Annotated in this window: 16 protein-coding genes; 6 read left to right on the top strand and 10 right to left on the bottom strand. The window is 63.4% G+C overall.

What is annotated here, in order from left to right:
• Positions 1-35 precede the first annotated feature (35 nt).
• The 6 genes from BGK68_RS09445 to recA form a co-directional block, all read right to left on the bottom strand.
• Positions 36-542 (bottom strand): pilin, encoded by a 507-nt coding sequence (locus BGK68_RS09445; protein ID WP_075256889.1) that lies wholly within the window; start codon positions 540-542, stop codon positions 36-38.
• Between the two features lie 183 nt (positions 543-725).
• Positions 726-1,451, bottom strand: coding sequence for a TerC family protein (locus BGK68_RS09440; RefSeq protein WP_075256888.1), 726 nt, complete (start codon positions 1,449-1,451; stop codon positions 726-728).
• A gap of 162 nt (positions 1,452-1,613) precedes the next feature.
• Complete coding sequence (gene sucD, locus BGK68_RS09435) at positions 1,614-2,495, bottom strand: succinate--CoA ligase subunit alpha (protein ID WP_008325558.1); 882 nt, start codon at positions 2,493-2,495, stop codon at positions 1,614-1,616.
• A gap of 100 nt (positions 2,496-2,595) precedes the next feature.
• Positions 2,596-3,756 carry an ADP-forming succinate--CoA ligase subunit beta gene (gene sucC / locus BGK68_RS09430; RefSeq protein WP_075256887.1) on the bottom strand — a complete coding sequence of 387 codons (1,161 nt, stop codon included), beginning with the start codon at positions 3,754-3,756 and terminating at the stop codon, positions 2,596-2,598.
• A 533-nt stretch (positions 3,757-4,289) separates the two neighbouring features.
• Positions 4,290-4,754, bottom strand: coding sequence for a recombination regulator RecX (gene recX, locus BGK68_RS09425; RefSeq protein WP_075256886.1), 465 nt, complete (start codon positions 4,752-4,754; stop codon positions 4,290-4,292).
• Positions 4,755-5,103: 349 nt separating this feature from the next.
• Positions 5,104-6,165, bottom strand: a complete 1,062-nt coding sequence (recA, locus tag BGK68_RS09420) for a recombinase RecA (protein ID WP_075256885.1) — start codon at positions 6,163-6,165, stop codon at positions 5,104-5,106.
• Between the two features lie 409 nt (positions 6,166-6,574).
• Between recA and BGK68_RS09415 the strand changes: the two genes are divergently transcribed.
• Entirely contained in the window at positions 6,575-8,203 is a 1,629-nt protein-coding gene (locus BGK68_RS09415; protein ID WP_075256884.1) for a tetratricopeptide repeat-containing response regulator, read from the top strand.
• 2 nt (positions 8,204-8,205) lie between these two features.
• Complete coding sequence (locus BGK68_RS09410; RefSeq protein WP_075256883.1) at positions 8,206-8,814, top strand: sensor histidine kinase; 609 nt, start codon at positions 8,206-8,208, stop codon at positions 8,812-8,814.
• 421 nt (positions 8,815-9,235) lie between these two features.
• On the opposite strand, the gene BGK68_RS09405 is transcribed toward BGK68_RS09410, so the two are convergent.
• Positions 9,236-10,198, bottom strand: a complete 963-nt coding sequence (locus BGK68_RS09405) for a Tim44 domain-containing protein (RefSeq protein ID WP_075256882.1) — start codon at positions 10,196-10,198, stop codon at positions 9,236-9,238.
• Between the two features lie 211 nt (positions 10,199-10,409).
• Positions 10,410-10,823 (bottom strand): hypothetical protein, encoded by a 414-nt coding sequence (locus BGK68_RS09400; RefSeq protein ID WP_075256881.1) that lies wholly within the window; start codon positions 10,821-10,823, stop codon positions 10,410-10,412.
• A gap of 314 nt (positions 10,824-11,137) precedes the next feature.
• On the opposite strand from BGK68_RS09400, the gene BGK68_RS09395 reads away from it, so the two are divergent.
• Genes BGK68_RS09395 through BGK68_RS09380 form a run of 4 tightly spaced genes read left to right on the top strand, consistent with a single transcriptional unit; the run spans position 11,138 to position 15,789 of the window.
• Positions 11,138-11,851, top strand: coding sequence for a response regulator (locus tag BGK68_RS09395; protein WP_075256880.1), 714 nt, complete (start codon positions 11,138-11,140; stop codon positions 11,849-11,851).
• A 42-nt stretch (positions 11,852-11,893) separates the two neighbouring features.
• Positions 11,894-13,462 (top strand): sensor histidine kinase, encoded by a 1,569-nt coding sequence (locus tag BGK68_RS09390; protein ID WP_075256879.1) that lies wholly within the window; start codon positions 11,894-11,896, stop codon positions 13,460-13,462.
• Position 13,463: 1 nt separating this feature from the next.
• Positions 13,464-13,748, top strand: coding sequence for a DUF4212 domain-containing protein (locus tag BGK68_RS09385; protein WP_075256878.1), 285 nt, complete (start codon positions 13,464-13,466; stop codon positions 13,746-13,748).
• A complete protein-coding gene (locus BGK68_RS09380; RefSeq protein WP_075256877.1) occupies positions 13,738-15,789 on the top strand; it encodes a sodium:solute symporter family protein in 2,052 nt (683 codons plus the stop codon). Before BGK68_RS09385 ends, BGK68_RS09380 begins: the two co-directional genes overlap by 11 nt.
• A gap of 20 nt (positions 15,790-15,809) precedes the next feature.
• On the opposite strand, the gene BGK68_RS09375 is transcribed toward BGK68_RS09380, so the two are convergent.
• Positions 15,810-16,745, bottom strand: coding sequence for a transglutaminase family protein (locus tag BGK68_RS09375; protein WP_075256876.1), 936 nt, complete (start codon positions 16,743-16,745; stop codon positions 15,810-15,812).
• Positions 16,746-16,755: 10 nt separating this feature from the next.
• Positions 16,756-19,257 carry a circularly permuted type 2 ATP-grasp protein gene (locus BGK68_RS09370; RefSeq protein WP_075256875.1) on the bottom strand — a complete coding sequence of 834 codons (2,502 nt, stop codon included), beginning with the start codon at positions 19,255-19,257 and terminating at the stop codon, positions 16,756-16,758.
• Positions 19,258-19,347 lie beyond the last annotated feature (90 nt).

Raw genomic sequence — 19,347 nt, 5'->3', positions numbered from 1 at the left:
CTTCGGGCGCGTTTTTCGTGACAGGGCCAGCCCGCTCATCCTCGGCAATTGGCCGGAGCGTACTTGGCCGGCAAGGTGCCCGCCACGAAGCCGGTATTGGCGGTGGCGCCCTGCGGTACTGCGGCCTGCTTCACGCCTGCTGCCGCACATTGCCATTGGATGGTGCCGGAGGCGATGGTCGGCGTGAGGGTGAGCGTGCCGCCCTCGCCCACCTGCGCGCTATAGGTGATGGTGATGACGCCGCCTACGCCGCGCGGCTGCATCGGCGAGACGCTGATGCCGGTGACGTTGGCCGTGGGCGTAAAGGCGGGCAGGCCCAGTTGCGCCACGGTGAAGACGCCGTTGTTGGAGCTGATCTGCTCGGTCACGGCCAGCTTGTAGGGCTCGGCCAGGTTGAAGCCTTCGGACACGCGTGCACGGGCGATGTAGTCCTGGTATTGCGAAGCGCCCAGCATGGCCAGGATGCCGACGATGGCCAGCGTCACCATCAGTTCGAGCAGGGTGAAGCCTTGTTGGGATGAACGGGTGACGGCTGCTTTCATGGGTTCCTCGTGAAAATGAAAGGGCGTTGCCAGTATGGGCAAGGCCGGAAATACGCACTAGCGAATAAGTTGCAAAGCTTAGCGCTTTGATGCCTGTTGGCGCTGACCTGGGTCAACGCCGCGCAAGACTTGAAAGTACTTCGGGAAAAACTTCGGCCACCGCCCCTCGGCAGCAAGGGCGGGCTAGCCCGCCAGTTGCTGCCGGCGGCGCTTCAGGCTCAGGCCGATCAGCACCACCCCCAGCGCGCCCACCAGGCCAGGCAGGCTCAGGTGCACGGAGGCGCCTGGCACCAGGAATTCGGTCTGGTCGATGAAGTCCTGCAACAGCCCCTGGATGGCCGCATCGCTGAAGATCATGCCACCGGCAATATAGCCCAGCAAGGCAGCACCCAGCGTGACGATAACTGGGAATCTTTCCATCAGTTTCAAGACCAGCGTACTGCCCCAGACGATGATGGGAATGCTGACCACGATCCCGAACACCACCAGCATGAGCCGGTGTTCGCCGGAGGCCTGTTCGGCCGCGCTGGCAATGGCGATCACATTGTCCAGGCTCATCACCAGGTCGGCCACGATGACGGTCTTGACCGCGCCCCACAGGCGTTCGCTGCCATCGACCTCGGCGTGGTCCTCATCCTCATTGAGCAGCTTGATGCCGATCCACAGCAGGAGCAGACCGCCCACCAGTTTCAGGTAAGGCAACTGCAGCATGGTCACGGCAAAGGAGATGAGCGCGATGCGGATGGCGATGGCGCCAACGGTCCCCCATACGATGCCCTTCATGCGCAACTTGTCCGGCAGGTTGCGGCAGGCCAGAGCGATGACGATGGCATTGTCGCCGCCGAGCAGGATATCGATCAGGATGATCTGCACGACCGCGATCCAGTTCAGGTTGGCAAGCAATTCCATGGTGATCCTTGTCGAGGAAACGGCGATGCGGCCTACATACGATCCAACAGATGAGCCCGCGCCACCAGAAAACGACATGGGGAGCCGGAGCTCCCCATGCAGATGTTGCTGGACGATTTTCCGCCCGAGACGCCGGGCGCCGGGGCGGAAAAGGTCTGGCTATTACAGCACCGACTTCAGCAGACGGCCCATTTCGGACGGGTTGCGGGTGACCTTGATGCCGCACTCTTCCATGATGGCCAGCTTGGCTTCGGCGGTGTCAGCACCACCGGAGATCAGGGCGCCTGCGTGGCCCATGCGCTTGCCCGGGGGCGCGGTCACACCGGCGATGAAGCCCACCACCGGCTTCTTCATGTTGTCCTTGATCCAACGTGCAGCATTGGCTTCGTCAGGACCACCGATTTCACCGATCATGATGACGGCGTCGGTTTCCGGATCGTCGTTGAAGGCCTTCATGACGTCGATGTGCTTCAGACCATTGATCGGGTCGCCACCGATACCGACGGCGGAAGACTGGCCCAGGCCCAGGGCGGTCAACTGGCCCACGGCTTCATAGGTCAGGGTGCCCGAGCGGGACACCACGCCGATGCGGCCCTTCTTGTGGATGTGGCCGGGCATGATGCCGATCTTGATTTCGTCCGGGGTGATCAGGCCGGGGCAGTTCGGGCCCAGCAGCAGGGTCTTGGAACCGGCCTTGGCCATGCGGTCCTTCAGGGCCAGCATGTCACGCACGGGGATGCCTTCGGTGATGCAGATGGCCAGGTCCAGCTCGGCTTCGACGGCTTCCCAGATGGCGGCGGCAGCGCCGGCGGGCGGCACGTAGATCACCGAGACGGTGGCGCCGGTGGCGTTCTTGGCTTCGGTGACGTTGGCGTAGATGGGGATGCCTTCGAAGTCTTCACCGGCCTTCTTCGGGTTCACGCCTGCGACGAAGGCGTTCTTGCCGTTCGCGTAGTCGCGGCACATGCGGGTGTGGAACTGGCCGGTCTTGCCGGTGATACCTTGGGTGATGACCTTGGTGTCTTTGTTGATGAGGATCGACATTTCTCTTCCTTGACTGTGATGCCTGCGCCGCGGGCGGCGCCTGGGCTGCAATGGCTTGCAGCCGGCGGCTCGCGCCGCGCAGGCTTGCGTGTTGGGTTACTTACTTGGCGGCTGCCACGACCTTTTGGGCGGCTTCTTCCATGGAATCGGCCGAGATGATCGGCAGACCGGAATCGGCCAGCAGCTTCTTGCCCAGGTCTTCGTTGGTGCCCTTCATGCGCACCACGAGGGGCACCTTCAGCGAGACCGCCTTGGAAGCCGCGATCACGCCTTCGGCGATCACGTCACAGCGCATGATGCCGCCGAAGATGTTGACCAGGATGGCCTTCAGTTCGGGGTTCTTCAGCATGATCTTGAAGGCTTCGGTGACCTTCTCGGTGGTAGCGCCGCCGCCCACGTCCAGGAAGTTGGCCGGCTCGCCGCCGAACAGCTTGATGGTGTCCATGGTGGCCATGGCCAGGCCGGCGCCGTTGACCAGGCAGCCGATGTTGCCGTCCAGGGAAATGTAGGCCAGGTCGAACTTGGAGGCTTCGACTTCAGCCGGATCTTCTTCGTCCAGGTCGCGGTAGGCGACGATTTCCGGATGACGGAACAGGGCGTTGGAGTCGAAGTTGAACTTGGCGTCCAGGGCGATGACCTTGCCGTCGCCGGTCAGGATCAGGGGGTTGATTTCAGCCAGGGAAGCGTCGGTTTCCCAGTAGGCCTTGTACAGACCTTGCAGGTTCTTGCGGGCTGCGGGGATGGAAGCAGCAGGCACGCCGATCTTGGCGGCCACGTCGTCGGCTTGCGCATCGGTCAGGCCATCGATCGGGTCGATGATGACGTTGTGGATCTTTTCCGGGTTGCTGTGGGCCACTTCTTCGATGTCCATGCCGCCTTCGCTGGAGGCCATCAGCACGACCTTCTGCGAAACGCGGTCGGTCACCAGGGAAACGTACAGTTCCTTCTTGATGTCAGCGCCTTCTTCGATCAGCAGGCGACGGACCTTCTGGCCTTCAGCACCGGTCTGGTGGGTGACCAGCTGCATGCCCATGATCTGGTTGGCGTATTCCTTGACCTGTTCGATGGACTTGGCCACCTTCACGCCACCGCCCTTGCCGCGACCACCCGCATGGATCTGGGCTTTGACGACCCACACCGGACCACCCAGCTCTTTGGCGGCCGCTTCGACTTCGTCGACCGACATGCACGGAATGCCGCGCGGCACGGTTACGCCGAACTGGCGCAGGATTTCTTTACCCTGATACTCATGGATTTTCATGGGAGCTTCCCTTTAGACACTGAATGAATGAAACTTGCCGGATTGAAATTCGGTGGCCAGCGCAATGCCGACCGACGAGAAAGCAGACTGCAACCCGCAGGCGGGTGTCGCATCCGTAACCGGATGGGGACGGGCGCAGGCGTGAGCTGCGCGGGTTGCGCGTGAATTCGTAGAATTGGGCATATGCATGCCGTCTGCTTTTAGTTGGTCTGATATTCGTGACGCGCCGGCTTGCGCCAGTGCGTTCGCATTATCCATTCCTGCTGCTGTCGTGAGCCTTACATCGTGGCGCCGTCTGAAAAACGGCTACCGGCGATATCTCCTCAGGCTTGCGCGCCGCAGCAAAAACTTCCGAATTTTAGCACAGGCAAGACGGGGTGTTGGCTGGTAGCGCTAACAGGCTGGAGAAAGAGCAGAAATTACCGCTGGTCGGGAGAGGTACCGCACCAAATCCCGGATACCGGGAAAACGGCCTGCCGAATCGCCCAGCAATTACCTCGAGGCAACGGCTCGGACGGTCGTGCAAGGCGCGGTCAGTTCAGATCGTCCTCGTCCAGCCAGGCGGTCTGGAAGGCCTCGCGGATGCTGCGATGAGAAAAGCCACGCTGCTGCAGGAAGCGCATCTGCTTTGCGCGGGTCTCGGCATCCGCCGGGGGTGTACTGAATTTACGGCGCAGCACCTGGGCGGCCCGCTCGGCTTCGCCGGAGGCCAGATCCGCCTTCAGATCGGCGATGGCCTCGCCTTCGATGCCATGGCCATGCAATTCGGAGAGGATGCGCTGGTTGCCATAGCGCGCGGCGCGACGATGCACCAGCGATTCGGAAAAGCGTTCCTGGGAAAGGAAGCGGGACTGCTCCAGCCATTGGAGCAGCGCTTCGATGTCATCGCCCTCTTGCGCGTAAGGGGCAAGCTTACGCGCAAGTTCCAGGCGACTATGCTCACGTGAAGAGAGATATTTGAGCGCCCGTGCTTTCAGGCTGATCGGCGGTCTGGGCATGACGTTCGACTACACGGACGAAGGAACAGATGAATACACGGGAAACTGATGCAGTAAAAACCATTCAGGGCATCGCAACGGTGAGGCAAGGATGCAATGAAAGGGTAATGCAGTGAGGCGATAAAGCGATGATGCGATGATGCAATACTGCAGCAAAACAACCGCAGTGCCGCGCAACTCCCCCAGTCGCCCGCATTGCGGAACAACCAGGATACGACGACTACGACTGCATCCCATCGCCCACCAGAACAGCAACGCGTGGCAGGCGCAGGGCAATCAAACGCCTCCCTGTCGGCAACGGCTCAGGCAAACCTAGCCGCCACGAAGGCGCATGAATGAGAGAGGACGATCAGGAGGCTTTCGCTTTCGCTTCGGTTTCCGCTTCGCCACCCGCCAGTTCCGGCACACCGAGGGCCACGCGCACCTTGTTCTCGATCTCGCGCGCCAGTTCCGGATGTTCCTTCAGGTAGTTGCGGGCATTGTCCTTGCCCTGGCCGATGCGCTCACCGTTATAGCTGTACCAGGCGCCGGACTTCTCGACCACCTTGTGCTCGGAACCGAGGTCCAGGATCTCGCCTTCGCGCGAGGTGCCTTCGCCATACAGGATGTCGAAGTGGGCTTCGCGGAACGGCGGAGCGACCTTGTTCTTGACGACCTTGACCTTGGTCTCGCTGCCGATGACTTCGTCGCCGGACTTGATCGAGCCGGTGCGACGGATGTCCAGGCGCACGGAGGCGTAGAACTTCAGCGCGTTACCGCCGGTGGTGGTTTCGGGGTTGCCGAACATGACGCCGATCTTCATGCGGATCTGGTTGATGAAGATGACGGTGGTATTGGTGCGGTTGATGCTGCCGGTCAGCTTGCGCAGCGCCTGCGACATCAGGCGAGCTTGCAGGCCAGGCAGGGAGTCGCCCATGTCGCCTTCGATTTCAGCCTTGGGGGTCAGTGCGGCGACGGAGTCGACCACGATCAGGTCCACGGCACCGGAGCGCACCAGGGCGTCACAGATTTCCAGGGCCTGTTCGCCGGTGTCGGGCTGCGAGATCAGCAGGTCGCTCAGGTTCACGCCCAGCTTTTGCGCGTAGGTGACGTCCAGTGCGTGCTCGGCATCGATGAAGGCGCAGGTGCCGCCCAGCTTCTGCATCTCGGCAATCGCTTGCAGGGTCAGGGTGGTCTTGCCCGAGGATTCTGGACCATAGATCTCGATGACGCGGCCACGCGGCAGGCCGCCGATGCCCAGGGCGATGTCCAGGCCCAGGGAGCCGGTGGAGACCGACTGGATTTCCTCAGCGATGACGCCATCTTCCATGCGCATCACCGAGCCCTTGCCAAACTGCTTTTCAATCTGTGCCAACGCGGCGGCCAGCGCCTTGCTCTTCTCAGAGTTGTTCGCAGCTTTTTTGTCGTCCATAAGTCTCTCTCGGCAAAATGTCGTGAAGAAGGGGTACCCGGGGAAATGTCATGCTGGGGCGGCCGGTGGGCCGGCAATACAATGCGATGCCTGTGCGGCTGGGCCGCGCGCATCGGTGCAATGCCCCGATAGAGCGATACTGTATAAAAAAACAGTGCTTCGTGCAAGCGTTTTGTTCGTCGCCCTGGAAGCGTTCGGAAGGAAAGCCACAATTATAAGAGAGTCATGGCCCCTCCAAGCGGCTAAATCGCAGAGGAATGATGCAAGCGCGGCAAAAAAACGGCACACTCGCGACTTGGTAGAATTTTTCGTCAGCTTTACGTCAATATAAGTGTAAAACTACGCCATCTTGACGATTGTTGTATTAAAGCAATATTTTGCAGTCCACATCGTTGGATACATTGTTCCCATGAGTTTAGTGCCTTTCAGCCATATCAGCGCCCTGCGCAGCCTGATCATCGACGACATGCCGACGATGCGTCAGAACATCCGCATGCACCTGGGGCAGCTGGGCGTGACCAAGGTCGATCAGGCCGCCACGCCTGATGAGGCCATCCGCTTCGTGCAATCGGGCAACTATGACCTGATCATCTGCGACTACAACCTGAACAAGGAAAGCAACGGCCAGCAGTTGCTGGAGTTCTTCCGCACCCAGAACATGCTCTCGCCGACCTGCATGTTCATCATGGTCACCGCCGAGAGCGGCTACAACCTGGTGGCCAGCGCGGCCGAGTTCCAGCCTGACGCCTACATGTTGAAGCCGCTGACGGCCAGCCGCATCGCCGAGCGCGTGGACCGCCTGCTGGAAAAGCAGCACGCCATGCTGCCGGTGACCGAGAAGATGAAGCGCAAGGACATCAGCGGCGCCATCGCCGAATGCGACAACGTGCTCAAGGCGGCGCCCAAGTGGATCGTCGAGATCATGAAGACCAAGGGCACGCTGCTCATCGAGCAGCGTCGCGTGGATGAGGCCCGCGAAGTCTACAAGCAGGCACTGGGCATGCGCGACGACCTGGTCTGGGCCAAGATCGGCCTGGCCCGTTGCAATATCGTGGCCGGCCAGATGGATGATGCCCGCACCATCGTCGAAGATGTGCTGGCGCAGAACAAGCAGTTCATCGCCGCCTATGACCTGCTGGCCCAGATCGACGAGGCCCAGGGCAACCAGGAAGGAGCGCTGGAGGCGCTCACGCGCTCATCGGAGATCATTCCTTCGGCGCGCCGCAGCCGGCTGGTGGGCGACGTGGCCTATCGCAGCGGCCACCTCGACCAGGCGCGCGAGGCCTATGACAAAGTGCTCAAGCACACCAAGGGCTCGCTGACCGCACAACCCACCGACCTGCTCTCGCTGGCCCAGGTGCATATCGACAGTGGTGACGCCGATGCGGCGCTGCGCCTGCTGGAAAGCGCCCCGCGCCGCTATGAGGAATCCAAGATATTCGTTTCCGCCCAGGCCGCCGTGCAAGCCCAGGCCTACGTACAGCTGGGCGATACCATCTCGGCCCAGCAGGCCTTCGAGACCGCCCGCCAGGCCGCCGGCGAAGAGACCTCGGACATGGCCACGCTGGCCCTGGCCAAGGCCGCCTTCTCGATGGGCCGCGACGAGGAAGGCAGCAAGCTCATCGCCGACGCCGTCAAGTCCGATCACGAAAACAAGACCCTGCTGATGCTGGCGCGCAAGGTGCTGGCCGATACCGGCCGCGCCAGCCTGGCCGACGAGCTGGTCGATGGCGCCGTCAAGCACTGCATGAGCGTCATCGCCGAAGCCAACGCCCTCATGCGCAGCGCCAAGCCGGATGAATCGCTGGCCAAGCTGGAGGAAGCGCTGGCCAGCATGCCGGAGAACACCGGCGTGCTGCTGGCCTCGGCCCAACTGCATCTGCTGTGGATGAGCCAGCGCGGGTGGAATGAGGAATACGTCAAGCGCGTGCGCCGTTACCTGGCCACGCTGGATCGCCTGATTCCGGGCAACGATAGAGTCGCCAAGATGCACAAGTTCCTGCGCGACACCCTGAGCAAAGTAGCCCCGAAGAGCTGACCATGGATCCCAAGCTTGCCGCGATCATCATTCACGACATCAAGAATTCCCTGGGCGTTCTGGAGGGCGAATTGCGCCGTCTTTCCGACGACGTCCCGCGCGTCCAGCAGGCCCACGTGACCTGCCTGGCCTTGCAGGAAAAGCTGATCGCTTTCCTCACGCTCTACAAGGCCGACTCCCAGGGGCTGCGCGCGCAGGTGGACGCGGTCTCGCCGCAGGACTTCCTGCAGTCGCTGGTGCGTGAGCAGGCCGTCGCGCGCGCCCAGGGCGCCATCACCCTGGTGGTCGACGAGACGGATATGCCCATCATCGGCTTTTTCGATGAACACCTGGTGGCGCTGGCGCTGGAGGCTGCGCTGCAGAACGCCAGCCGGTTTGCGCGCACGCGCATCGCGCTGGGCTGCCGCAATCACCCTGAGGGCGGCGTCGTCTTCAGTGTGCGCGACGATGGTCCCGGCATCGGCACCCAGGAAAAGAAACCCTCCACCGGATTGGGCATGGACCTGTGCAACGCCATCGCCACTGCGCACAACAAGGAGACGCGCCAGGGTGAGGCGCGCCTGTCCAATCATCCCGAGGGCGGCGCAATCTTCGAACTCTGCCTGCCCTGAATGCGCACGGCGGGGCTGCTGGCGCAGCCTCTTCGGCGCAGTGTCTCTTAGCTACTTCATCACGCCGCGGCCTCCCTGGCTCACTGCGTTAGCGCCCACTACTGCACCGTGCCACTCCATGAGCGCACATTGGCAGGACCCCATCACTACAGCGGTACATCACCACTCATCTACAGGACCGCATGACTGCTGCCGGCAGCAATAGCGCGCCTGGCGCAATCGCATCAATGGCTGGAGGAAAGGGAGAGGAAGCAGGAGGACGAGGACACGCAAGAGCGTCGGTACATCAAGGCAAGGCGTGGAACGGACATAAAAAAACCGCCGGCAAAAGCCGGCGGTAAAACGGACTGGCGACGCTCATCCACTAACCGCCGCCTTCCGCGCCAAACTGTTACTTGTTACATGAACCTTGGTGTCCCGCTCAGACGGAAACCGGGTCGATCTGCTGGATACCGGCCAGCACCCAGCCACCTTGGCCGGCAGCCGGCTTGGACAGGTTCCAGATTTCCGCGAACTGGGCCGGCGAAGCGGTCGGATCTTCCTTGATGAAGCCGAAGAACTTCACGCTGGCCAGATAGTCGTTGCCCACGGTTTCCACACCCAGCACTTCGGCATCCAGCGAGACCACATCGGTCTGGTTGCTGGCGGCGCCACGTTCCTGGATCTGCAGACGCAGCTCGGCAAACATTTCAGGCGTGGTGAATTCGCGGATGTCGTTGATGTCGGCCTTGTCCCATGCCGCTTGCAGGCGGATGAAATAGGTCTTGGCATTGCGCACGAAGCCCACGGTGTCGAAACCGGCCGGCACGCCATACGCCGGAGCCTGTTCGGCATTGCCGAAGCCACCGCCGAAACCGCCTTGCGTCGCTGCGGCTGCAGACTGGTCGGTCTTGAGCATGGAGCCGATCTGGGGCGTGGCCGAAGCGTTGTCAGCCGCTTGCGGTGCTGCACCCGCCCAGGCCGGCGCCGGCTGCGAAGCCTGCGAGGCTTCCGACTTGCGACGGAACATGCGCACCACGAACATGATCGCCAGGGCGATCAGGGCCACGGTCAGGATGGTGCTGATCATGCTGGCCAGGGCGCCGCCCAGGCCGAAGTGCGACAGCAGCGCGCCCAGGCCCAGACCCAGCAGCGCGCCACCCAGCAGACCCTTCCACATGCTCGGCTTGGCAGCGGCGGCAGCCGGAGCCGCCGCAGGGGCGGCCGGCTTGGCGGCGGCGGCCTGGTTCTGCTGCATCGGGGCAGGGCTCTGCGCCTGACGGCTGGCGCTCGAGGACTGTTTGCCGATCGAGCCGCCGCCGCCAAGACGTTTGGCTTCAACGGTCGAAATGCCAACAGACAGCGTCATCACCGCCACTATCAGCGCGACAAATGCTTTTTTCATGCTTTCTCCTAGAGGATTCTGATGATGTGATGCGGTCACATCGGCCGTGATTCGTGAAACTGGTGGTTTGCCCTGGAAGGATCAGCACCGGCGCAGGCTGGCGGGTGCTGGCCGCAGGCGCGCAGTTGCCTGCTGTCGCACGACGCGTGGCCTCGATGGTTCAGGGGCGGTTCAGCGGGCGCAGCAAGACAGGTCGCGCGCAGCGACGGGATCAGGCCCGGGGAGGACGTCCTGCGCGGGGCAGGAAGGGAGGTTGCAGGGCGGCATCGCTACTGAGAGCGGGCGCCAGGCTGGAAGCTTGCGGCACGACGGCCAGCGACTGGATCAGCACGGGTTCGTCACCAATGCCGGCATGCGTGGAAAAATCTTCACCGTTGTCCAGATAACCGGCGCTGTCGTCGTCGGACGAGCCGTTATCGGCCAGCAGCGCCTGCGACGCATCGTCGGCGGCGGCCTGGTCGGACAGGGAAACCGTCTTGTCAGCCAGGTGCTGCACGGCGGCAGCCTGTACGGGGACGGGAGCGGCGAAATCGGTTGCGGCCATCGAGCTGGCGTACGTCAGCACCGCTGCAAATACTTGCACCGGCAACAGACAGATCAGCAGAAGGACCCACAAACGTTTCATCGGAGATTCCGGATATTCCAGCAATGGATGCGAGAAATTATAACAACAAAAATTGCGCTGCCAGCAAGTAAATGTTGCTGACGCTCCATACTATAAGGCCTAAGCTTCAGAGTTCAATGCCTATGGCTGAATTGTTACACTTCCGGGCAAGGCAAGGAAAGCAGGAGAAGCAAGGAAGCGGCCGCAGAGACAAGCGCATCAGGATAACCCTGATTTGCATTGGCCAATGAATTAGTGGAATATGAATGAAAAGTTCCACAAGAATTCGACAACACGAGACAAATCAGCCGAGCCCGCCTCGCTGACCGATTCCTATGCGCATCCTCCTTGCTGAAGACGACAGCGTACTGGCCGACGGTCTGACCCGGTCCCTGCGCCATTCCGGCTACGCCGCCGACTGCGTCAAGAATGGCGTGGAGGCCGATTCGGCGCTCTCCACCCAGGACTTCGACCTGCTGATCCTGGACCTGGGCCTGCCCAAGATGTCCGGCCTGGAAGTGCTGCGCCGCCTGCGCGCACGCAACTCGCGTCTGCCGGTGCTGATCCTGACCGCTGCTGACTCGGTGGAACAGCGCGTGCAGGGCCTGGACCTGGGCGCGGACGACTACATGGCCAAGCCCTTCGCCCTCTCCGAACTGGAAGCGCGGGTGCGCGCCCTGACCCGGCGCGGCGCCGGCGGCGGACCGACGGTGATCCGCCATGGCCCGCTCTCCTATGACCAGGTCGGCCGCATCGCCTACATCGGCGAACAGATGCTGGAATTATCAGCGCGGGAACTGGGGCTGCTGGAAGTATTATTGCAACGCACGGGTCGCCTGGTCTCCAAGGAACAGCTGGTGGACCACCTGTGCGAATGGGGAGAGGAAGTCAGCAACAATGCCATCGAGGTCTATGTCCATCGCCTGCGCAAGAAAATCGAAGTTGGCGGCGTCCGCATCGCAACCGTGCGCGGGCTGGGCTATTGCCTGGAGAAACTGCCCGAGGCCGGCAATGCCGCAGCGCTGGCCGCAGCCAACAACGCTGCCTGATGCCCTTGCCGCTCGTGCGGCACGCCTGCGCGCCGGACAGCCATGAGCGCGCGCGATCCCGCCCAGGGTGCTACCGAGCAGGCCGCCGACGCCCCGGCGCCGCGTAAAAAGCGCCGCGCCGCCCTGGCCACCCAGCCGGTGGAGCGCATCCAGCGCTCCCTGTTCGGCGAGATCCTCGACTGGATGCTGGCACCGCTGCTGCTGCTGTGGCCGATGAGCATCGCCATCACCTACCTGATCGCGCAATCGATCGCCAACCAGCCCTTCGACCGCGCTCTGGAAGACAGCGTCACCGTGCTCGCGCAACAGGTCTCCGAAGTCAACGGCAAGGTCGTGGCGCGCCTGCCGGTGTCGGCGCGCGACCTGCTGCGCGCCGACGACATCGACAACATCTACTACAAGGTCACCGGCCCCGAGGGGGAATATATCGAAGGCGATGTGGACATGCCGCAGCCGCCGCCCGACGAGGACCGCAGCACTATCGGCACGGTGCAGTTCCGCAATGACATCCTGCACGGCAGCGACGTGCGCATCGCCACGCTGCAGGTGGACCTGCGCCGCAGCGCCGCCCAGCGCGCTGCCTCGCGCGAGCCGCGCCTGGCCACGGTGCAGGTGGGCGAGACGCTGGAAAAGCGCGCCCAGCTGGCCAATGAAATCATCAAGGGCGTGATCCTGCCGCAGTTCATCATCCTGCCGGTGGCGCTGGCGCTGGTGTGGTTTGCGCTCTCGCGCGGCCTGTCGCCGCTGTCGGAACTGCAGCAGCGCATCCGCGCGCGCCGGCCCGATGATCTCTCGCCCATCGATTCCGGCCAGGTGCCGGAGGAAATCTCGCCGCTGGTGCGTTCCCTCAACGACATGCTGGCGCGGCTGTCGCAGACCATCGCCATCCAGAAGCGTTTCATCGCCGATGCTGCGCACCAGATGAAGACCCCGCTGGCGGGCATGCGCATGCAATCCGAACTGGCGCTGCGCCAGGATGACCAGGTCGATGTGCGGCGTTCGCTGGAACAGCTGGCCAAGAGTTCGGAAACCGCCACGCGCCTGGTCAACCAGCTGCTCTCGCTGGCCCGCGCCGAAAACCAGCAATCGCAATCCGGCGGCATGATCCCGGTGGAACTCAATGAGCTGGCCCGCAGCGTCGTGCAGGACTGGGTGCCGATGTCCTTCACCCAGCGCATCGACCTGGGCTTCGAGCAACCCGATCATCCCATCCTCATCACCGGCAACCCGGTGATGCTGCGCGAACTATTGTCCAACCTGCTGGACAATGCCCTGCATTACACCCCGCATGACGGCAATGGCCGCGTCACCGTGCGCGCCCGTACCGACGAGGGCGGTGGCCTGGCCATCCTGGAAGTGGAAGACAATGGCCCCGGCATTCCCATTGCCGAGCGCGCCAATGTGTTCGAACGCTTCTATCGCATCCTCGGCACACCCAGCACCGGCAGCGGCCTGGGCCTGGCCATCGTGCGCGAGATCGCCCAGCAGCACGAAGCGGTGGTGGAGATCACCAGCAATCCGCGCAGCACCGATCCCAAGTATCCGGGCTGCGTCTTTCGCGTGAGCTTTCGCATGATGCCGCGCACGCCCTTCTTCGATGACATCACCTGACATGGACCACGGCGCCCTCCCCTCCGATCCTGGCAACCAATGGCACCGCACCCGCCGCATGACGGCCTGGCTGCTGGCGCTGTGGTTCCTGGCCACGTTCTTCTTCATCTATTTCGCGCGCGAGCTGGACCGGGTGCACCTGTTCGGCTGGCCGATCTCCTTCTACATGGCCGCGCAAGGGATGATGCTGATCTACCTGGCCATCGTGGTCATCTACGTGCGCCGCATGCGGCGCATCGAACAACTGGTGCGGCGGGAACAAGGCGAGAGCGGCAATGGAGAGTAACAAGGACTTCTTCCGGCGCCTGTGCCGCTACTACGGGCTCTACACGCTGGGCTTCATCGCCTTCCTGTGCGTGCTGGCCATCCTGGAACGCGAGGGCATGCCGCGCACCTGGATCGGCTACCTGTTCCTGTTCGTCACCATCGGCCTGTACGCCGGCATCGGCGTGGTCTGCCGCACCTCCGACGTGCCCGAATACTATGTCGCCGGTCGGCGCGTGCCGCCGCTCTTCAACGGCATGGCCACCGCCGCCGACTGGATCTCGGCGGCGACCTTCATCAGCCTGGCCGGCGGCCTCTACCTGCAAGGCTTCGACGGCCTGGCCTACATCCTCGGCTGGACCGGCGGCTATTGCCTGGTGGCGCTGCTGATCGCCCCCTACCTGCGCAAGTTCGGCCAGTACACCATCGCCGATTTCCTCGCCGCGCGCTATCCGGGCCGCCCGGGCAGCCAGGGCGTCAACGTCATCCGCATCCTCGCCGTGGCCGCCACCATCCTGATCTCCTTCACCTACGTGGTGGCGCAGATCTATGGCGTGGGCCTGATCACGTCGCGCTTCACCGGCATCGATTTTTCCATCGGCATCTTCCTGGGACTGGCCAGCATCCTGGTGTGCTCCTTCCTGGGCGGCATGCGCGCCATCACCTGGACCCAGGTCGCGCAGTACATCATCATCCTGCTGGCCTACCTGATCCCGGTGATCTGGCTCTCGGCCAAGCACACCACGGTGCCGGTGCCGCCGGTGGCCTATGGCGCGGTGCTGCCCAAGCTCAGCGCCATCGAGCAGCGGCTGGAGGATGATCCCAAGGAAAAGGACATCCGCAAGATCTTCCAGGCGCGCGCCGACGACTATGAGCGCAAGCTCAAGGACCTGCCGCAATCCTGGGTCGATGGCCGTCTCGAAGCGCACAACCACGCCGACCAGGTCCGCCGCGACAACCACGCCTCCCTGGCCGAGATCAAGGCAGCCAGCCGGGCGCTGTCGTCCTATCCCAAGTCCCCCGAGGAAGCCGAACGCAAATGGACCGACGCGCGCGCGGCCAACCTGGCGCGCGCCCAGCCACCGGTCTCGCAGACCGAACCCTTCCCTGGCCGCGACCAGGAGAGTTCGGACATCAAGCGCAACAATTTCCTGGCGCTGGTGTTCTGCCTCATGCTCGGCACAGCCGCCCTGCCGCACATCCTGATGCGCTACTACACCACGCCCACCGTGGCCGGGGCGCGCACCTCGGTGTTCTGGACGCTGTTCTTCATCATGCTGATCTACCTCACCGTGCCGGCCCTGACCGTGCTGGTGAAGTACGACATCTACACCTCGCTGGTGGGCAGCAGCTATAGCCACCTACCCGACTGGGTGTACTACTGGGCCAACATGGACAAGCTCAATCCGCTGGTCTCCATCACCGACCTGAACCGCGACGGCCTGGTGCAGCTGGGCGAGATTTCCATGGATGGCGACATCATCGTGCTGGCCATGCCGGAGATCGCCGGCCTGCCCTATTTTGTCTCCGGGCTGGTGGCCGCTGGTGGCCTGGCGGCGGCGCTGTCCACCGCGGATGGACTGTTGCTGACCATCTCCAATGCGCTCTCGCATGACATCTACTACAAGGTGGTGGACCCCAGCGCCTCCACGCAGAAACGCGTGACCATTTCCAAGCTGCTGTTGCTGGTGGTGGCGCTGCTGGCGGCCTATGCGGCCTCGCTCAAGCCGGGTGACATCCTCTCGATGGTGGGCGCGGCCTTTTCATTGGCGGCCTCCACACTCTTCCCGGCGCTGGTGCTAGGCGTGTTCTGGAAGCGCGCCAACCAGGCCGGCGCGATTGCGGGGATCGTCTGCGGCTTCCTGATGTGCGTGTACTACATGCTGCACACCAATCCCTCCTTCGGCGGCAGCGCGGCGGGCCAGTGGTTCCACATCGCGCCGATCTCGGCGGGCATCTTCGGTGTGCCGGTGGGGATGGCCGCGATGGTGATCGTGAGCCTGCTCACGCCGCCGCCGGATGAAGCGACCATTGCGCTGATCGATCACATCCGCACGCCCTGAATGGCCGGACGGTCCAAGGCTCAGATGGAGAGCTGCAAGCCCTGTGCTTCTTCGGCGGGCAGCACGGTCACAGCCACCTGCATGCTCTGCTGGCCGCCGCCGATGAGCACACCGCGCAAGGGCGAGATATCGAGGAAATCGCGCCCCCAGCCCAGCGTGATGTGACTGGTATCGGGGAAGACGCCATTGGTCGGATCGGCATCGATCCAGCTTCCTTCCGCGCCCTCCGCGCCAGGGCAATACACCGACACCCAGGCATGGGAAGCATCCGCGCCGATGAGACGCGGCTGGCCCGGCGGCGGTTCGGTCAGCAGATAACCGCTCACATAGCGCGCCGCCAGCCCGATGGAACGCAGGCAGGACAGCATCAGGTGCGCAAAGTCCTGGCACACGCCGCGCCGATTGACGAAGACCTCGGTGACCGGCGTGGAGACGGTGGTGGCTGCAGGATCAAAGGCGAATTCCTCATGGATGCGCAGCATCAGCGTGCGCACCCCCTCCAGCACCGACACCCCCGGCCCGAAACACTCGGCCGCATAGCGGATGAATTCACGCTTGATGCGCACATGGGAGGATTCAAACAGGAAATTGGACGCCTCCAGCATCCCCGGCGTCATCACGCGCCCGCCGTGATAGGCCATCTGCATGGCCGCCTCATCCCAGGCCATCTGCGCCTGCGGCTGGCCGCGCGCGCTCAGCGCCACCCAGGAATCGGCTTGCACATCGAGACTGGTGTGATCGGTATCGAGCGAAAAGGCCTTGATGATGTTGCCGAAATTGTCTTCGTAGCTGCGCACCAGCTGCGGCTGCGGAAGGATGTTGACGGTATGCGAAAGACAGGCCTGCCAGGGCAGCTCGCGCGGCGTCAGGTGCAGCACCTGGTGCGACAGCCGTACCGGCAGCGCATACTGGTAGGTGGTCTGGTGATGGATGCGATAGACGTGGCGGTCGCTCATGGCTGTCCTCTCAGACCCCCTGGCTGACCGGTGCGGTCAGCGGCGTGAAGTAATGGCGCGAGAGATCATCGGAGAGCATGTAGCCGCCGCTGACGGCGTCTCGCATCAGTTGCGTCAGGCGTGCATTGGCCTGTTCCACGTTGGGATGCTCATGGGCGAATTCGCTCAGGTTCATCGCCTCCAGCTGGCTGGACAGGTGGCTGGGAATGGTCATGCTGAGCAAGCCCAGCTGTTGCGCGATCTCGCTCATGTACTGCTGCAGCATGCGGAACTGGTAAGCCATGCCATGCGGATTACTCACGTCGAACACCAGCAGGTGCAGCACCGGCAGCCATTCCGGTGTGCGGCGATAGCGCACGCGATAGGTGACGATGCTGCTGGCCGCTTCCAGCAGCCAGGACAACGCCGCCGTCTGGCGCTGCGGCGGCAGCCGCAGGAAGTTGTCGAACAGCGCGGCCATGTTGGCCATGCGCTCGATGTGGCGACCCACCATCAGGAATTGCCAGGCGGCGTCGCGCGTCATGTCATCCAGCGCATGACCAGCGAGACCCGAGCAGGCATCGATTACATTGCCCAGCACGTGCTGCGCAGCCGCCGGGGTATTGATGCGTTCCTGCACCATGGCCGGCATCTTGGTCAGGGCATGCCAGTTGTCCAGCGAGAGGTGTTCGCGCACCTGGTAGGCGGCATTGGCCAGCTGGCGCAATTGCGTGGCCACGCTCACCGGGACGGACGGGTCCACCACCGCCGCCTGCAGGCTCTGCTGCAGGCCGGTGATGGTCGGGCGCGGGTCCGACTTGGGCATCTGCACGCCCAGCTGGCTGCAGATCCAGGAGACGCTGCCGAGCATGCCGCGGCTCTCGGTCTGGCCATCCATGGTGTATTGCAAGGTCGTACGTAACAGGCGCGCAAGGTTCTTGACGCGTTCCGAATAGCGCCCCATCCAGAACAGGTTCTCGCCCGAGTGCGAAGAGACGTCCACCGTGCCCTTGATGAGGGTGACGTTTTCCGCACCATGCCCCTCGTGGGCGTCATTGGCCTCCAGTCTGTCGGCCTCCCGCAGCACCCACACATCCTTGCTGGTGCCGCCCTGCTGCATCGACACCACATCGCGCCGCTGACGCGGCGCCACGCGAGTCAAGCCGCCCGGCATCACCTGATACCCACCCTCGCCATCGGCCACCACAAACACTCGCAGGCTGATGGTGCGATTCATGAGGCGATAATCGCCACTGCGCGACATGACCGGCGCTTGCGACAGCCGTACCCATTCCTGCGCAGCATAGGCATGCGGTTGCAATTGCAGGCTTTCGATCAGGCGCCGACGCGCCGCGCCAGTGACGCTGTGGCCAAACACCGGTTGCATGCGCATGGAAGAAAACGCCGGCACGATCACCAGTTCATCGAAGTGCGCCAGCGTGTAATCCAGTGCAGGCTTCTCGCCACACCACCACGAGGCCACCGAAGGCAGCAGCAGCGGCTCACCATACAGGCGCTCATTGATGGCCGGCAGGAAGCCATGCAGCGCCGTCGATTCCAGCACGCCGCTGCCCAGCGAATTGGCGATGAGCACATTGCCCAGGCGCGCCGCCTGGGTCAGGCCCGGCACGCCCAGCGCGGAATCGGCGCGCAACTCCAGCGGATCGCAATAGTCATCGTCCATGCGGCGCAAGATGGCGTGGACGCGACGCAGGCCATTGAGCGTCTTCAGGAAGACCTGCTCGCCGCGCACCGTCAGGTCCACCCCTTCCACCAGCGGGAAGCCCAGCGTATGCGCCAGGAAGGCATGTTCGGAATAGGTTTCGTTATAGGGACCGGGCGTGAGCAGCACGATCAGCGGCACTTCCCCCTGGGCCGGGGCCAGCCGCGCCAACATCGCGCGCAAGGTATGGAAGTAGCGATGCGGCGACTCCACATGCATGTCGCGCAAGGCTTCGGGCATGGCGCGCGCCATGATCTGGCGGTTCTGCAAGGCGTAGCCTGTGCCGGAGGGTCCTTGGGTGCGATCCGACACCACCCACCAGGTGCCATCGAGCGAGCGCGCCAGGTCGATCGCATAGGCGTGCAGATGTACGCCGCCCGGCGGCTGCCAGCCGTGACAGGGCATCAGGTAGCCATGCTGGCCGAACACCAGCGCCGGCGGCAGCAAGCCTTCGGCGATCAGGGTCTGCGGTCCATAGATATCGGAGAGCAGTCCATTCATCAGCCGCGCCCGCTGGGCTACCGCGCGCTCCAGGAAATCCCATTCCTCCGACGACACCAGATGCGGCAGCAGGTCCAGCTCCCAGGGCCGGTTGGCGCCCTTGGGGTCGGCATAGACGTTGTAGGTCACGCCGTCGGAGGCGATGGCGTCGCGCACCTCGTTGGCGCGTCGGCGCAGCATGTCCGGCGACAGGTTTTCAAGCTGGTCGATCAGCGTTCGCCAGTGCGGGCGCAGGCGGCCGTCGGCTGCCAGCATCTCGTCGTAACGATCGCTGGCCACCGGATAGCTTTCCAGGAGACGCTGGGGCATAAGTCATTGGCGACCGGGCGGCGCACGCGCACAGGGCAGGCCCCGCTGCGGCGTGTCGCGCTGGAAGCAGCGCTGGGCCGCGCCCGGCTC

Source organism: Herbaspirillum camelliae (assembly GCF_001929405.1).
GTDB lineage: Bacteria > Pseudomonadota > Gammaproteobacteria > Burkholderiales > Burkholderiaceae_D > Herbaspirillum > Herbaspirillum seropedicae.
This window is presented reverse-complemented; position numbering and strand designations above follow the sequence as displayed.

Coding starts and splice junctions, on each gene's coding strand:
- BGK68_RS09445 (WP_075256889.1), bottom strand. CDS start 542: ATGAAAGCAGCCGTCACCCGTTCATCCCAACAAGGCTTCACCCTGCTC.
- sucD (WP_008325558.1), bottom strand. CDS start 2,495: ATGTCGATCCTCATCAACAAAGACACCAAGGTCATCACCCAAGGTATC.
- BGK68_RS09370 (WP_075256875.1), bottom strand. CDS start 19,257: ATGCCCCAGCGTCTCCTGGAAAGCTATCCGGTGGCCAGCGATCGTTAC.
- sucC (WP_075256887.1), bottom strand. CDS start 3,756: ATGAAAATCCATGAGTATCAGGGTAAAGAAATCCTGCGCCAGTTCGGC.
- BGK68_RS09375 (WP_075256876.1), bottom strand. CDS start 16,745: ATGAGCGACCGCCACGTCTATCGCATCCATCACCAGACCACCTACCAG.
- BGK68_RS09405 (WP_075256882.1), bottom strand. CDS start 10,198: ATGAAAAAAGCATTTGTCGCGCTGATAGTGGCGGTGATGACGCTGTCT.
- BGK68_RS09395 (WP_075256880.1), top strand. CDS start 11,138: ATGCGCATCCTCCTTGCTGAAGACGACAGCGTACTGGCCGACGGTCTG.
- BGK68_RS09390 (WP_075256879.1), top strand. CDS start 11,894: ATGAGCGCGCGCGATCCCGCCCAGGGTGCTACCGAGCAGGCCGCCGAC.
- recA (WP_075256885.1), bottom strand. CDS start 6,165: ATGGACGACAAAAAAGCTGCGAACAACTCTGAGAAGAGCAAGGCGCTG.
- BGK68_RS09400 (WP_075256881.1), bottom strand. CDS start 10,823: ATGAAACGTTTGTGGGTCCTTCTGCTGATCTGTCTGTTGCCGGTGCAA.
- BGK68_RS09415 (WP_075256884.1), top strand. CDS start 6,575: ATGAGTTTAGTGCCTTTCAGCCATATCAGCGCCCTGCGCAGCCTGATC.
- BGK68_RS09440 (WP_075256888.1), bottom strand. CDS start 1,451: ATGGAATTGCTTGCCAACCTGAACTGGATCGCGGTCGTGCAGATCATC.
- BGK68_RS09410 (WP_075256883.1), top strand. CDS start 8,206: ATGGATCCCAAGCTTGCCGCGATCATCATTCACGACATCAAGAATTCC.
- BGK68_RS09385 (WP_075256878.1), top strand. CDS start 13,464: ATGGACCACGGCGCCCTCCCCTCCGATCCTGGCAACCAATGGCACCGC.
- BGK68_RS09380 (WP_075256877.1), top strand. CDS start 13,738: ATGGAGAGTAACAAGGACTTCTTCCGGCGCCTGTGCCGCTACTACGGG.
- recX (WP_075256886.1), bottom strand. CDS start 4,754: ATGCCCAGACCGCCGATCAGCCTGAAAGCACGGGCGCTCAAATATCTC.